The 13421-nt window shown below is 65.9% G+C and carries 10 protein-coding genes; 1 reads left to right on the forward strand and 9 read right to left on the reverse strand.

Annotated features, from left to right (window positions below):
* Positions 1-21: 21 nt before the first annotated feature.
* The 9 genes from C8J98_RS11785 to C8J98_RS11825 all read right to left on the reverse strand — a co-directional run bounded on the left by C8J98_RS11785 (position 22) and on the right by C8J98_RS11825 (position 11444).
* Positions 22-1680, reverse strand: a complete 1659-nt coding sequence (locus tag C8J98_RS11785; RefSeq protein ID WP_233260203.1) for a ShlB/FhaC/HecB family hemolysin secretion/activation protein — start codon at positions 1678-1680, stop codon at positions 22-24.
* Between the two features lie 200 nt (positions 1681-1880).
* Positions 1881-2915, reverse strand: a complete 1035-nt coding sequence (gene queA / locus C8J98_RS11790) for a tRNA preQ1(34) S-adenosylmethionine ribosyltransferase-isomerase QueA (protein WP_107913374.1) — start codon at positions 2913-2915, stop codon at positions 1881-1883.
* A 141-nt stretch (positions 2916-3056) separates the two neighbouring features.
* Positions 3057-5519 (reverse strand): hypothetical protein, encoded by a 2463-nt coding sequence (locus C8J98_RS11795; protein ID WP_107913375.1) that lies wholly within the window; start codon positions 5517-5519, stop codon positions 3057-3059.
* Positions 5516-6736, reverse strand: a complete 1221-nt coding sequence (locus C8J98_RS11800) for a DUF3142 domain-containing protein (RefSeq protein WP_233260204.1) — start codon at positions 6734-6736, stop codon at positions 5516-5518. The genes C8J98_RS11795 and C8J98_RS11800 overlap by 4 nt, the downstream gene beginning before the upstream one ends.
* Positions 6737-6791: 55 nt before the next feature.
* A complete protein-coding gene (locus C8J98_RS11805) occupies positions 6792-7394 on the reverse strand; it encodes a response regulator transcription factor (RefSeq protein WP_107913377.1) in 603 nt (200 codons plus the stop codon).
* Positions 7391-8527: a sensor histidine kinase gene (locus C8J98_RS11810; protein WP_107913378.1), complete on the reverse strand. Its 1137-nt coding sequence runs from the start codon at positions 8525-8527 to the stop codon at positions 7391-7393. The genes C8J98_RS11805 and C8J98_RS11810 overlap by 4 nt, the downstream gene beginning before the upstream one ends.
* Positions 8524-9741 carry a sensor histidine kinase gene (locus C8J98_RS11815; RefSeq protein WP_233260205.1) on the reverse strand — a complete coding sequence of 406 codons (1218 nt, stop codon included), beginning with the start codon at positions 9739-9741 and terminating at the stop codon, positions 8524-8526. The genes C8J98_RS11810 and C8J98_RS11815 overlap by 4 nt, the downstream gene beginning before the upstream one ends.
* A 6-nt stretch (positions 9742-9747) precedes the next feature.
* Entirely contained in the window at positions 9748-10527 is a 780-nt protein-coding gene (locus C8J98_RS11820) for an ABC transporter permease (RefSeq protein WP_107913380.1), read from the reverse strand.
* A complete protein-coding gene (locus C8J98_RS11825; protein WP_107913381.1) occupies positions 10524-11444 on the reverse strand; it encodes an ABC transporter ATP-binding protein in 921 nt (306 codons plus the stop codon). Before C8J98_RS11825 ends, C8J98_RS11820 begins: the two co-directional genes overlap by 4 nt.
* 214 nt (positions 11445-11658) lie before the next feature.
* Between C8J98_RS11825 and C8J98_RS11830 the strand changes: the two genes are divergently transcribed.
* The gene (locus C8J98_RS11830; protein WP_107913382.1) at positions 11659-13161 is read left to right on the forward strand and encodes an aminotransferase class III-fold pyridoxal phosphate-dependent enzyme; all 1503 of its coding nucleotides are present in this window, start codon (positions 11659-11661) and stop codon (positions 13159-13161) included.
* Positions 13162-13421: the final 260 nt, after the last annotated feature.

Raw genomic sequence — 13421 nt, forward strand, 5'->3', positions numbered from 1 at the left:
CTGGGCGCCCCTGCCCGTGTTTCAGTACTGGTAGATGAGCTGGAAGCCCGTCGTCGGTTGCGCGCTGTCGAAGCCGCGGGGCGCATGAATGCGTCTGCCCGCGAAGAGATCCCAGCTCAGGCCGCCATAGCTGCCGCGCAGTCCGAGGACCGCGCCAGCGAGCTGGCGGTGACCTGCCTGCGTCGAAGGGCCAGCGACACGGCCGATGTCCGCGCCCACGTAGGGCGCGACCATGCCGAGCGGCAAGGTGAGCGTGTTGCGCAGATAGGCGCCACGTTCACCGGCCAGCGTCTGTTCGCCATCGAAACCGCGCACGGAATAGCGCCCCCCGATAGTGAGGAGCTCCGCCGCGGGAAGATGGTCGGTGGACCGCTGCATGCGCAGGCTGCTGTCCCAGATCGCCTGCCGTCCGCCCAGGGTCAGCGGCTTACTCAGCGACAGGTCGAGCGTGGTCAGGCCATAGCGATTGCTCGGATAACCCACCTGAGGGTCGTAACCGATCCACTGGCTGCCGAACCACGGGGTTCCGCGCTGATAGCCGAGGCGCGCATCGATCTGCGCCTGGCCGATGTAATGGCGGTGCACTAGCGCGAGTTCGGCGCTAGCCACGCGCTGTCTCTGAATGCCGACTTCGACACCCTGGATATAGCTGTGTGCACTGCGCGCGGCCAGATGCATTTCGAGCGAGGTCTTGCTTGAGGTGCCTCGCGTGAGCAGACGCTGCACGGTGATGTCGCTGGAGGTGGAACTGCCGGTCGAACGGAAACGGCTGTCGAAGCCTTCGATCCACTGCTGGTAGCGATACGTCGACACCGAACCGCTGAACGTCCACCAACCCAACGGAACGCTGTAGGTGGCGTTCTCGCTGAAGGTGCTGCCGCCATACGGATGGGTGAACAGCGCATGGCCCGCGCCGATCGAGAACAGGTCGTTCCAGCCGAGCGGGTTGTCGAGCGAGAAGTTGAGGTTGCCCTGATAGCGGCCTGTGCCCTTGAGCCCGGCGTCACCTGTGTCGACCACGACGTGCCAGCGGCGTGTGGTGTGCACCGTGAGGACAACGTCGGATTCGCCGACCTGTTCGCCCGGAGCAATGTCCATGGTCACGTCCTGCGACGGCACCCGCTTGAGCTGCTCGAGACCCTGCTCGATAGCGTGCAGGTTGAGCAGGTCGCCCTCGTGAATCGGGAACGCCGTGCGCCAGTCGAGCTCGGGGGAGCCTTCGGCGAAACGCACATGCCGCAGCGTGCCAGGCACCAGAAGCATGCGCAGGTGACCCTGGGAAATGTCCTGTGCAGGCACGCCCACGCGTGTCGTCACGTAACCACGTGCGATCAGCAGGTTGGAAAGGCGACGTTGAAGGGCTTCCAGGCCGTTACGGCCGACGCACTGGCCGACGAAACGGTCGAGGTAGCGCTGCGCCCACGGGAAGTCGGCAAGCCGCTCGCCTTCCAGCCGCAGGCTCTGCAGCGGGAAACAAGGCGTTTCCTTCGGCAACGGCGCGTCCAGCCGCTCGACCTGGGTCGGCGGCGGTGTGGTCTGGAACGGCGACTCCTGGCGCTCCGTTTCCTTCTGTTCGAGTTGCTGCGCGCGACGCAGCTGCTCTTGCTTGTCCAGCGTGCTTTGCTGCGCCGCCACCGTACCGCTGGCGCCGCTTGCAAGCAGGTAAATCAGCCCGTACACCGTTGTGCGCCAACGGTCATCCCCTGCAACCCGCATCTTGCTACTACTCCAAACCGTCCTGGTTCATCGCACGCGGGCACCCCTTCGGGTGGCCGCGCACGGCTCTTCAATGAGCCGTTTCGGCAGGGAAGGTAAGAACTTTAGGGTTTATTTCGCAATATGTGGCGGACGCGATGCAGCCGCGACACGGGTTGCGGCCCTCAGACAGCCTTCGCCGGAATGATCAGCATCGCGTCGCCGTATGAGAAAAAGCGGTAACGTTGAAGCACCGCGTAGCGATACGACTCGAGGATCGCCTCCTTGCCCGCCAGCGCCGAGACCAGCATCAGCAAGGTCGACTGCGGCAGGTGGAAGTTGGTGATCAGCGCATCGACGCTGGTGATCTTGTAGCCCGGAAAGATGAAGATCTGGGTCTCGCCCGCGAAGGGGCGCAATACGCCTTCGACGGTCGCGCTTTCGAGTGCCCGCACCACCGTAGTTCCGACGGCGACGACACGACCGCCGGCTGCACGTGTTTCGCGAATCTTCTCCACCAGGCCGGCACCGACATTGAGCCACTCGCGATGCATCACGTGGTCGCGAACATCCTCGGCGCGCATCGGCTGGAAGGTACCCGCACCCACATGCAAGGTGACGTAGCCCATCTCGACACCGCGAGCGCGGAGCTTGCCGAGCAGTTCCTCGTCGAAGTGAAGGCCCGCGGTCGGCGCGGCGACCGCACCCGGCTCACGCGCGAAAACGGTCTGGTAGCGCTCATTGTCGGCGGGCTCGGCGCCGCGCTCGATGTACGGCGGCAGCGGCATTTCGCCCAGGCGCGAAAGCAGGCGCTCGAGCGGCTCCTGGCTCTCGAAGCGCAGCAGGAAGAACTCACCCTCGCGACCAAGCACGGTGACCATGCTGCCGTCGGCCAGCTCGATCCGGCCGCCTTCCTTGGGCTTCTTGCTCACGCCCAGCTGGGCCCGGGCCTCGTGCGGGCCGGTGACCCGTTCGATCAGGATCTCCACCGCACCGCCGGATTCCTTGCGACCGTAAAGGCGCGCGGGGAGGACCCTGGTGTCGTTGAAGATCAGCAGGTCGCCCGGCTGGAGCATCTCCGGCAGCTCGTAGAACTTCCGGTCCTTCTTGGTGTGAGCGCCGATATCGACCACGAGCAGCCGGCTCCCGGAGCGCCGGACCAGCGGGGTCTGGGCGATCAGGTCGGGGGGCAGGTCGAAGTTGAAGTCGGATTTCTTCACGAGTGGGGGTTTTCAGGAGGCGGGTTAGGCATTATCGCCCATCCCGGCAGGTCAGGCGTTTTCTGTGGGAGCCGCGTCAGCGGCGACGGGGTGCTGGCGGTAGCCTGGCCCGCTGGCGCGGGATCGCCGATGAATCGGCTCCTACCGAGCAGTTTGTCGTCGCCTGCGGCGGCGGAAGATCACGACCAGGCCAGCCACCACCAGCACCAACACCGCGATCTCAACGGCCAGGTACTTGCGGACGAAGTGCTTCACCGCCCTTACCTGCTCCGCGCGCTTCAGCTTGCGGGCGCCGGCGAAATCGGGCTCTTCGCAGCTGCGGCCAAAGTCGGCGGCCCATGCCACGTAGGGACCCTTTTTCACGTAGCGGGCGTAATAGGCCCGGACGCGGCGCTGGCGCTCGTTCAGGGGTTTGGTCGTGTCTCCGTCGCTGGCTTCGTTGTAATCCGGCGGACCTTCGAGCATCCAGTTCGTCGCCTTGCACAACGTGGCGGCGAAAGCCTGCGAGCGCGGCGGCAGTAACTCGGCGGCGGAGACGGCCCGGTCAGCGGCGAGATAGCGGTAGTGATAGCGCCGATCCGGCTGGGCTGCGCTGTCGTTGAAGCGCTGGCGCTCGCCGGCCGTGACCAGGTCGCCCTTCAGCGTCTCGGCGCTTTGTCCGCTACCACCCTGGTACATGCCGCCGTTGTCACCGTAATCGGGGCCCTGCTCGTAGCCCAGCAGCTCCATGCCCTGTTCGCGGGCGATTTTCGCCGCCGCGTAACGCGCTTCGGCCTTGCCGATGCCGGTCCAGGCGGTGTCGCCGTCGTGCACGGCGTTCGCATAGGCCTTCGCCGTGGCGCGAAGGTCGATATCCGCGGGGTGCGACGGGGCACCCGAATCCGGATCCGAATACAATTCGGGCTCCGGCGGGAACGACTGACGGGTCGCACCGGACGGAAAATACGCATAGGCGTCGTCGAAACGACCGACCCGCATGAGTCGACGTGCAAGCAGCCAGCGCAGCCGATCGTTGAGCTCCAACGGATCGGTGGACGCAGCCTTTTGCGGCGTAGCCGCGGGCAGCGATGCCGGCACGTTGGCATCGACGAAGGTCTTCAGCTCGTCGACGGTCAGCACGCGCTCGGCGATGTAGTTCATGTCGTTGCCGAAGCCGGTCCCCGAGTCGCTGCTCCCGTTATTGCCGTACCCCGCGTCCTGGTCGCCCAGGTCGCGCTCATAGCCGTTGCCGTCGCCACCGACCGACGACGCGACCTGGTACATCCGCGCCATCGCCTCGACGTATTCGCCGCGCGCCAGTGCCAGCACGCCGCTTTCGCCGACGAGCCGATGCGCACTGTCGCGCCCTAGCGCGGCCGTCGGGTCATCCGCCTTCGGGAAGGCCTTCGCCGCTTCGGCGTAGAAACGAGCCGCGCCTTCGCGGTCACCCTTGCGCAAGGCGAGCTTTGCGCGCACCCAGCTTGCCAGCGGCCCGTCAGCCTTGGTCAGCACGGCCTCGGCTTCGTCGTACCGTCCCATCGAGTACAGCAGTGAGGCGAGCCGATCACCGGCGGCGACCTTGCCAGGACCTGCCGCCCGGATCGCATCGACCACCCCGGTCACCGCGACCTGGTTGCCGTCGGGATCACCCGCGCTGAATGACGCGATGGCATAGACCACCAACAGCCGCTGCGACACCGGGCCGTCGATCAGAGCCGCGACCTGGTCATCGTTGGCAAGCACAGCGCTGGCAATGGATGCCAACGATTGCACCGCATTCGCCGAACCGTGGCCCGCCTGCGCGGAGTAAAGCGCGATCGCGTGTTTAAGGTCGGCGGGTGACAGTGCCTGCGTGCAGGAGGCCGTGTTGTAGAGGTCCACCCAGACACACGGCTTCCCGTCGGCGTAGAGACTCAACCGAGCTTCCTCGCCGAAGCTCGCCACAGCCAGTCCCTGGGCGTCGGACGCTCCCGCGAGTACCCGTGTCCGGGCCTGCTGGAATGCCTTGGCCGCCGCATCGCGATGCGACGCGAAGGCGGGTGTGCCGGCGGCTTTCGCGGCACGCAAGGCATGCACTTCCCCAAGCATGTAAGCGGCCCAGGCGCCGCGGCGCGGAGCCTGATCGGGTGACAGCGCAAGCACCTGTTCGAAGCGCGCCTGCGCCGCATCGAGCGCGGCCGCATCGAACACGGCGCAAGGTGGTTTGCTTAGACTTTCGCCGTACTGACTTTCCGGCGCGCCGGGACACGCCGCGATCGCCAGCTTCCAGTCGACCGCACCGGCGGCATAAGCACGTACGTCGGGCGGAAGATCCGAACCAGCGTCGAACGCTTTCGCTCCGGACTCCGAAGCGGCGAGCGTCTTCACACGCTCAGCCTGCTCCGGCGTAAGGTCGGGCCTGACCTTGGCGGCATCGTCGTACGGATCGCTCTCGACCGCTTGCAGCCCGTCGGTCGCCGGCAGGAGATGCGACGCTTCGAAGGCGAACGTATTCTGCGGCACGACATTCAATGTGGCCGCGCGATCATCTAGCATCTGCGTCGGGAAATCCGGACCACAGGCCCAGGCCACGGCGCCGACAGCGGCCATCGCCAGTCCGATCGCGAGCGACTTGTGCTTCATCATGAAACGGGCGTTCCTTCTGAGGGTGTGGGTGAAAGCGTGAGGGGCGTACCGGCCTTGCAACGGGCCCAACCGATCGAGCGCCGTGTTTGCGCCTTCAGCGGACGAGCGCCGTCGGCAATCAGTTCGAGTGCGTTGTCGGTGCGACGCAGCCGGTAGCCATCGATGCCGTCGGCCACGTCACAGGATGAAGGCAACGCGATGCGCTGTGGCGGTACCGCATCGGTCACCGCAGCGTTATCCAGCATCACCTCGAACGGTGCGTCCGCGGTCACGCCCGGCTGCAGCGTGATGAGCAAGGGGCGCGTATCCAGCTGACCACGGACGACACCCCGCCAGGTGGCGAGACTCCATGCGCGCGTATCGTCCACGGTCGGCAAACGAAACCACACCACGCCGACGAAACCGCGCGGACGGTCCTTGGTCAGATGCGCCACGAACGCCATGAGCGTATCGGGCGCCGCATACAGTTCCGCTGACATCGCGCCGGCGGCCAGCGCGGCTCGCTCGCTTTCGACGGCAAGCAGGCTGCCATCTTCGTTCCAGCTCACGCGCGAACCATACGTAGGCAGCGCAACGCGAAACGGTTTGCGGGTATGCGTGGCGAACTCGTCCACCCAACGGTCGGCAATCACCGGATCGAACAGACCCGCTTGCGGCGCCTGCACGGCATGCACCTGCAACACGGACTCATCCGGCACAGCCAGCAACGCATCGAGGTCGCGTGAGCCGATCCACGTCGGCAACGCGGTGATCGAGAGCGGAAGCGCAGCGAGTCGCGGGCGCAATGCTGCCAGGAAGTCCGTATACGCCGGCAGGCGTGAGGTCGGGCAGTCGTAATCGATCTCGATGCCGGCAAGCTGAGTGGAAGGCCAGCCAGCCGTGAGCCCCGCGATGCGCTCGGCGAGCACACCGGCATCGAAACGCGCCAGCCTCCCGTCGATACGCACGACCAGCACGACAGGCCGCCCGCTACGAACCAGCGCTTCCCTGTCCGGCGCAAACGTGTGGAACGCGCCGTTGCGATCGGCCTGGGCGACAAGCACCCGCCAGTCGCGAACGAGATCGGTGGAGCTCGACATGGCCTCGCGCAAGGCCGGCGTCCATTGCCGCTGCCACACATAAGCGTCGTGGGTCAGCGGTGCGGGCGCGCGACCGCAGGCAGCGACGAGCAGCGCCACGAACGCAGTGATCGCCAGGTTCCGCAGGACATGGGCCACTCCGATGGCTCCCCAAACTCGCCGGAAGCGGCGGGCTACCTGCCCATTGTAGCTGTCAGAGCCAGCCTTTCTGACGCGCCAGCCGGAAGGCTTCGATGCGGTTCCCGGCGCCCAGCTTGCCGATGGCTTCGGAGAGGTAATTGCGCACCGTGCCATGCGAAAGATTCAGCTGCGTGCCGATATCGCTGGCCGAGAGCCCCTCCCCGGCCAGGCGCAACACCTGCCGCTCGCGGTCGTTCAGGGGATCGGCTTCGGACCATGCTTCAAGCGCCAGCTGCGGATCGATGGCGCGGCCACCACGGTGGACCATGCGCAGGGCCTCGGCCAGATTCTCCGCCGGCGCATCCTTGAGCAGGTAACCACTCACCCCGGCATCCAGCGCGCGGCGGAGAAAGCCCGGCCGGGCGAAGGTCGTCACGATGATCACCTTCATCGGCAACTCGTGGCGATGAATGCGCTGGGCGATTTCCAGGCCGGTAAGGCCGGGCATCTCGATGTCGGTCACCAGCACGTCGGGCTTGAGGCGCTGGAGTTCGCGCCAGGCGCTCTCGCCGTCGGCCGCCGAGCCGAGCACTTCGATGTCGGATTCCAGGTTGAGCAGGGCCGACAGGGCTCCCCGCACCATGGCCTGGTCTTCGGCAATCAGGACGCGGATCATGCCACGCTCCCTTGCAGCGCCTGCGGCAAGGCCAGGCCGATCTCGAGCGCCGTGCCCTGCTTCGCCGGCGAGTCGATGGCCAGCCGGCCGCCGACCTGCCGCACACGCTCGCGCATGCCGGAAACCCCATTGCCGTGCGCGGCGAGTCCGCCACAACCGTTGTCCGTGATGCGCATCGAAAAATCCTGTCCGTTACGGGTAATGACCACGCGCGCTTCGGTAGCGCGCGAGTGTCGGTGGATATTGGTGATTGCTTCGCGAAGCACCAGCGAGAGCGCCGCTTCCGTCGGCTCGGGCAACGCCAGACGTTCGGGCATGACCACATCCAGCGCGATGCCGGAGGCTTCGAGCATGAGGCGGGCGGAGACCAGTTCGCTGCCGAGATCGCCCGCGCGCATACCGGTGACCGCGCTACGCACTTCGGCCAGGGTATGACGGGCGACGCGCTCGACCTCTTCCATCTCCTGCTGGGCACGCGCGGGATCGGCTAGCGCCAGCCGCTTGGCGAGCTCGGACTTCAGCGTGATCAGCGACAGCGTGTGGCCGAGCAGGTCGTGCAGATCGCGACCGATGCGCTCGCGTTCGGCCAGCGTCGCCAAGCGCCGCACTTCACCCTGAGACAGGCGCAATTCCGCATCGCGACGCGCACCACGCACGTAGAGGAAGTTGCTGAAACCGGCGGCGAGGCCTGCGCCGAAAACGATGGCCACATGGATCAATGGCACGCCGAAGGCATAAACCCAGGCCAGTGTGAGGAGTGCGGAAACGCCCACGCCGATAAGCCAGTACCGCGCCTTCGGTGCATAAGCCAGCAACGTCACGCCGATGATCACGTAACCGAGCGACAGCGGATTGACCGGCCAGAGAACGAAGCCCACCACGACGATGCTCACGGCATGAAACGGCAAACGCCGCAGCGGCGCGATATACACGCCGAGATAGCAGACCAGATAAACGAGGATCGACAGCAGCGTCGGGCCAAACCAGGCCCAGTCGAATGCCTTCAGCGCGAGTGGCCCCTGGATCAGCGCGATCAGCCAGAACACCTGCAAGCCGGCCTGCCAGCGCAGATAAGTCGGCGAGCGCAGGCTGCCGAGCAGGGAGTCCGCGCTGGCGGACGGCAGTCGCATCATGACGTCGGCCGTGTCTCGAGCCCGAGGGTGCCGGGCTCCGTGGTGGGCGCGAGGCGACGATCCGCCGCGGTCAGCGGCACGACGATGCGCACGCGCGTGCCCTTGCCGCGCTCGGATTCGAAGGCCAGTGTGCCGCCCAGCGCACGGACTCGTTCACGCATGCCGCAAATCCCGTTGCCTTCGGCACTGACGCCGCCACTGCCGTTGTCGGCGATGCACAGCGTGAGCTCACCCCCCTTCACCTCGACACGAGCTTCGGCGGACGAGGCACGCGCATGGCGATGAATGTTCGTCACCGCCTCGCGCAGGATGAGCGCAAGACCGGCTTCCAGGCGCTCGGGAAGCTCGGGCAGGTTGCTCACGTAATCGAACTGCACCATGGAAGCATTGAGCAACAAACGGGCGGAAGCGAGCTCACCAGCAAGACCCGTGGCGCGGATGCCCGTCACCGCCGAGCGCACTTCGGCAAGCGCATGCCGGGCCACGGATTCGGCCTCCTCCATTTCACGGCGCGCCGCATCCGTATCGCGATCGATCAGGCGGCGCGACAGCTCCAGCTTGAGCGTGATCAACGAAAGCGTATGGCCGAGAAGGTCGTGCAGATCGCGCCCGATGCGTTCGCGCTCGGCCATTGCCGCGAGTCGACGCACTTCGTCATGCGAAAGTTTGAGCTCGGCGTCACGCTGTGCATTGAAGCGGTAAATGACGTTGATCGAACCCACCGAGAGCGCGATGAAGCTGATCGTCGCCAGGATGGATGGCGGCCAGGTGTAAATGAATGTGCCCGCCAGGGCGAAGCCGCCGATCACGAACCCCATGCCGGTATAGCAGCGCTTGGGCGAACCCTCGAAACCCATGATCGCGCACGCATAGATCATGAAGCACGCGCCGCCGCTCGCGTTGATGCCCATGATCGAGTAAGCGAGCAGGGCGACGGCCGCGGCAAACCAGGGTGCCTGGCGAATCGGCCGGATATAGCTGATCGCATAGATGGCCAGGAAGGCGGGAAAAGCCATCAAGGTCGCCAGCCACCAGTGCGGGTTGAGTTTCTGCGCGAAGACCAGGTCGCCGAAGACATAGACTGTCCACACCAGGTTGAACAGGCTGGCCACGCGCAACCGAGGCTTCTCGCGGAAGCGGTTCCACAGCGAATCCGGTGTCGGCTGAAACCACGAGCGGGCCATGCGGGTATCCGAGGAAAGGCGTGCGTTCATGCTACTTCAACCGTAGCGACGCAGGCGGCGCGCGGCGAGCAGGAGGAAGGCCGTGGTGAAGCCGAGCAGCACGAGCACGTGGATCAGGATGCCGCCCTGCCCGAGCCCCACGACCGACAGCGCCAGCTGGTCGAGGTGGTAGGCCGGCCAGATCGGGGCGATCGACTGTATGAAGGACGGCATGATCGACAGCGGAAACCACAGCCCGGACAGGAAGGCCATCGGCAGGTAGATCAGGTTGACCACCCCAGGGGCGCCCTGCCCCTTCACCAGCGTGCCGACCAGCAGGCCCAGCGCGCAGAACGGCAGGACGCCGAGTACTTCGAGCACGAAGAACGCGGCAAGTCGCGATGCCGGCAACGAGACACCCGCAAGGAACACCGCCATGCACATCAGGATGATCGAAACCGTTGCGGCCACCAGCATCGCCATGCACATCTTGCCCAGCAGGTAGGCGCCCGGCGGCATCGGCATGGCACGCTTGAGCGTGAGCAGACCTGTGTCCCGCTCGAGCGCGAGCGACACGCCGAAACCGAACAGCCCCGGCGCCATCACACCGAACGTACCGTACGAGGCGAGCAGGTAACGCGGCGCGTCCGCACTGTTCGAGTGGGCGAGGAAGATGCCGAACATGAGGTAGAACACGGAGGGAAACAGGAGCGTCGGCAGGAGAAAACCCGGATTACGCATGTAGCGCAGGCATTCCGACTTCGCTTCCTGCACATAAGCGTTGACCAGCCGGCCTGTGGTCATCACCGGCGTGGCGATGCTGTCGATGGTGTTCATGCGGCCTCCTGGGAAAGATCGGTCGACTCGGTTTCGCGGGTGATCTCGGTGAAGGCCTCGGCCAGGCCGGCACGCTGCACTTCGAGCTCGCTCAGGCTCGCGTCGGTGTCGAGCAGGCGACGCACCACGCTCTCGGCTTCGGCGGTGGCGATGGCCAGACGGCCTTGCACGCACTCCGCCGAAAGCACGTGCGGCCACGCGGCGACGGTTGCCGCGGCGGTCGACGTGATGCAACGGATGCGACGTACCGCAACATGCGCACGCAGGGCATCCACGGTGCCTTCGGAAACCACGCGTCCCTTGGCGATCACGCACACACGATCAGCCAGTGCCTCGGCTTCTTCGAGGTAGTGGGTGGTCAGGACCACGGCGCAGCCTGCGGCGACGGCTTTGCGCATCGCGGCCCACAGTGCCTGGCGCGCGACGATGTCCATGCCGACCGTCGGTTCGTCGAGGAAGAGGATTTCCGGTCGCCCCGCCAGCGCCATGGCGAACTGCACGCGACGCTGCTGGCCGCCGGAAAGCGTCGAATAGCGCCGGTCCAGGAGATCGCCGATGTCCGCAAACGCCGCGCACTCGGCCACCGTCCTCGGCGCCGGGTAATAACTGGCCGTGAGACTGATCAGCTCACCCACCTTGAGGGTCGGCGGCAAGGCGGCCGACTGCAGCATCACCCCGATGCGTCGGCGTGCCTCGATGTCCTGTGGATCGCGACCAAACAGGCTGACGCTACCGCTGTCCGCCCGGTGCAGGCCGAGCAGCAGGCCGATGCTGGTGCTCTTGCCAGCGCCGTTGGGGCCCAACAGCGCGAGCAGCTCGCCGCGGTGGATTTGCAGGTTGATGCCGTCCAGCGCGACGATGGCGCCGTAGCGCTTGCCGACCTGGTCCAGACGCGCAATGCAGGTGTCGTTGTTCATGGTGTCCTCCCTTGCGTCGCACCATATTCGGTCGCAACCCCTTGGCGGCAGTCGCTTGCGTCATTGTGCGGATGTGACAAGCGTCACCCGGGGGTTACGCGGCCAAAAACCGCGTGATATGCTGGGGAAATAATCCCTTTACATATAGATACTTAGCGGCGTCTTAAGGGATCGGTTCGAACAGTGCCGCGTCATTCGAAGTGAGGAGTGGGTTATGGACGTCATCGGTCTTCTGCGCGAGATGCGCGACTTTGGCGGTACGCCGCGTACGCACGGCCTGGCCGACGCCACGGTCGAGCGATTTGCCGGCATCGACCCCTCCCTGGTCCAGGCCATCGAAGAGGCTGTCGGCTATCACAAGGCGCTGCGCGCCGAGATGGGCGATTTCCTGCGCATGGACGAAGCCGCGCAGATCGACCACCTCCAGTGCGGCCTGGTGAACTTCTACCCCGACGACGGCGTGAACCCGTACGTGCCCGCCGCCGCGCGCGGTCCGTGGGTGGTCACGCTCAAGGGCGCCGTGATTCACGACAACGGCGGCTACGGCATGCTCGGCTTCGGGCACAACCCGCAGCACATCCTCGATGCCATGGCGCGCCCGCAGGTCATGGCCAACGTAATGACGGCGAACGTCTCGCAGGTGCGCCTGTGCGACGCGCTGAACAAGGAGCTCGGTCGCAACCGCGGCGGTAGCCCGTATTCGCACTTTCTTTGCCTGAACTCAGGCTCGGAGTCGGTGACCCTCGCCGGCCGCATCGCCGACGTCAATGCGCGCGTGATGACCGACCCGGGTGCACGCCACGCCGGTCGCACCATCAAGCGTCTCGCCGTGAAGGGCGCCTTCCACGGCCGCACCGAGCGTCCGGCGATTTACTCCGACTCGTCGCGCCGCAACTACCAGCAGCACCTGGCCAGCTTCCGCAACGAAGACACCCTGGTCACCGTCGAGCCGTACAACGTGGCCGCGCTGAAGGCCGCTTTCGCCGAAGCGGATCGCCAGGGCTGGTTCATCGAAGCGATGTTCCTCGAGCCGGTGATGGGCGAAGGCGATCCGGGCCGCGCGCTCACGCCGGAGTTCTACGCCGCCGCACGTGAACTCACGCGCGAGCACGGCACCCTGCTCCTGGTCGACTCGATCCAGGCCGGCCTGCGTGCGCATGGCGTGCTGTCCATCATCGACTACCCGGGCTTCGAAAACCTCGAAGCGCCGGACATGGAGACTTTCTCCAAGGCGCTCAACGCCGGCCAGTATCCACTGTCCGTGCTTGCCGTGACCGACCGCGTCGCCGGCCTGTATCGCAAGGGCATCTACGGCAACACGATGACCGCGAACCCGCGTGCCCTCGACGTGGCCGTTGCCACGCTGGCGGAGCTGACCGATGAAGTCCGCGCGAACATTCGTGACAAGGGCCAGGAATTCCTGCAGAAGCTGGAAGGCCTCAAGAGCGAACTCGGCGGCATGATCACCAAGGTCCAGGGCACCGGCCTGCTGTTCTCCTGCGAGCTGGCGACCGACTACAAGTGCTACGGCGAAGGCTCGACCGAGGAATACATGCGCGAGCGCGGCGTGGGCGTCATCCACGGCGGTGCCAACTCGCTGCGCTTCACGCCGCACTTCCGCGTGACGAGCGCCGAGGTGGACCTCATCGTCGAGGAAATCCGCCATGCATTGAAGGAAGGCCCGCGGCGTTCGGCCTCGTCGACCAAGGCGGCGTGAAGGCCTGAAGGCTGAGGACCGCTCTCTGTGGGCTGTCCTTTGTGGGCTGTCCTTTGTGGGCTGTCCTTTGTGGGAGCCGCTTCAGCGCGAAGGGTGCTCGCCAAAGCATCGCCGGCATAGCCGGCTCCCACACAAGGCCGGCATAGCCGGCTCCCACACAAGGCAGGCATAGCCTGCCCACACACAGCGGGGTAAGCTCAGACGCGCCGGATTCGCCCGGCGTCACGTAGGGGTTTGCCATGTGTATGCAGCTTCGTGTC

Origin of the sequence: Luteibacter sp. OK325 (genome assembly GCF_003050935.1) — a bacterium.
Lineage (GTDB): Bacteria > Pseudomonadota > Gammaproteobacteria > Xanthomonadales > Rhodanobacteraceae > Luteibacter.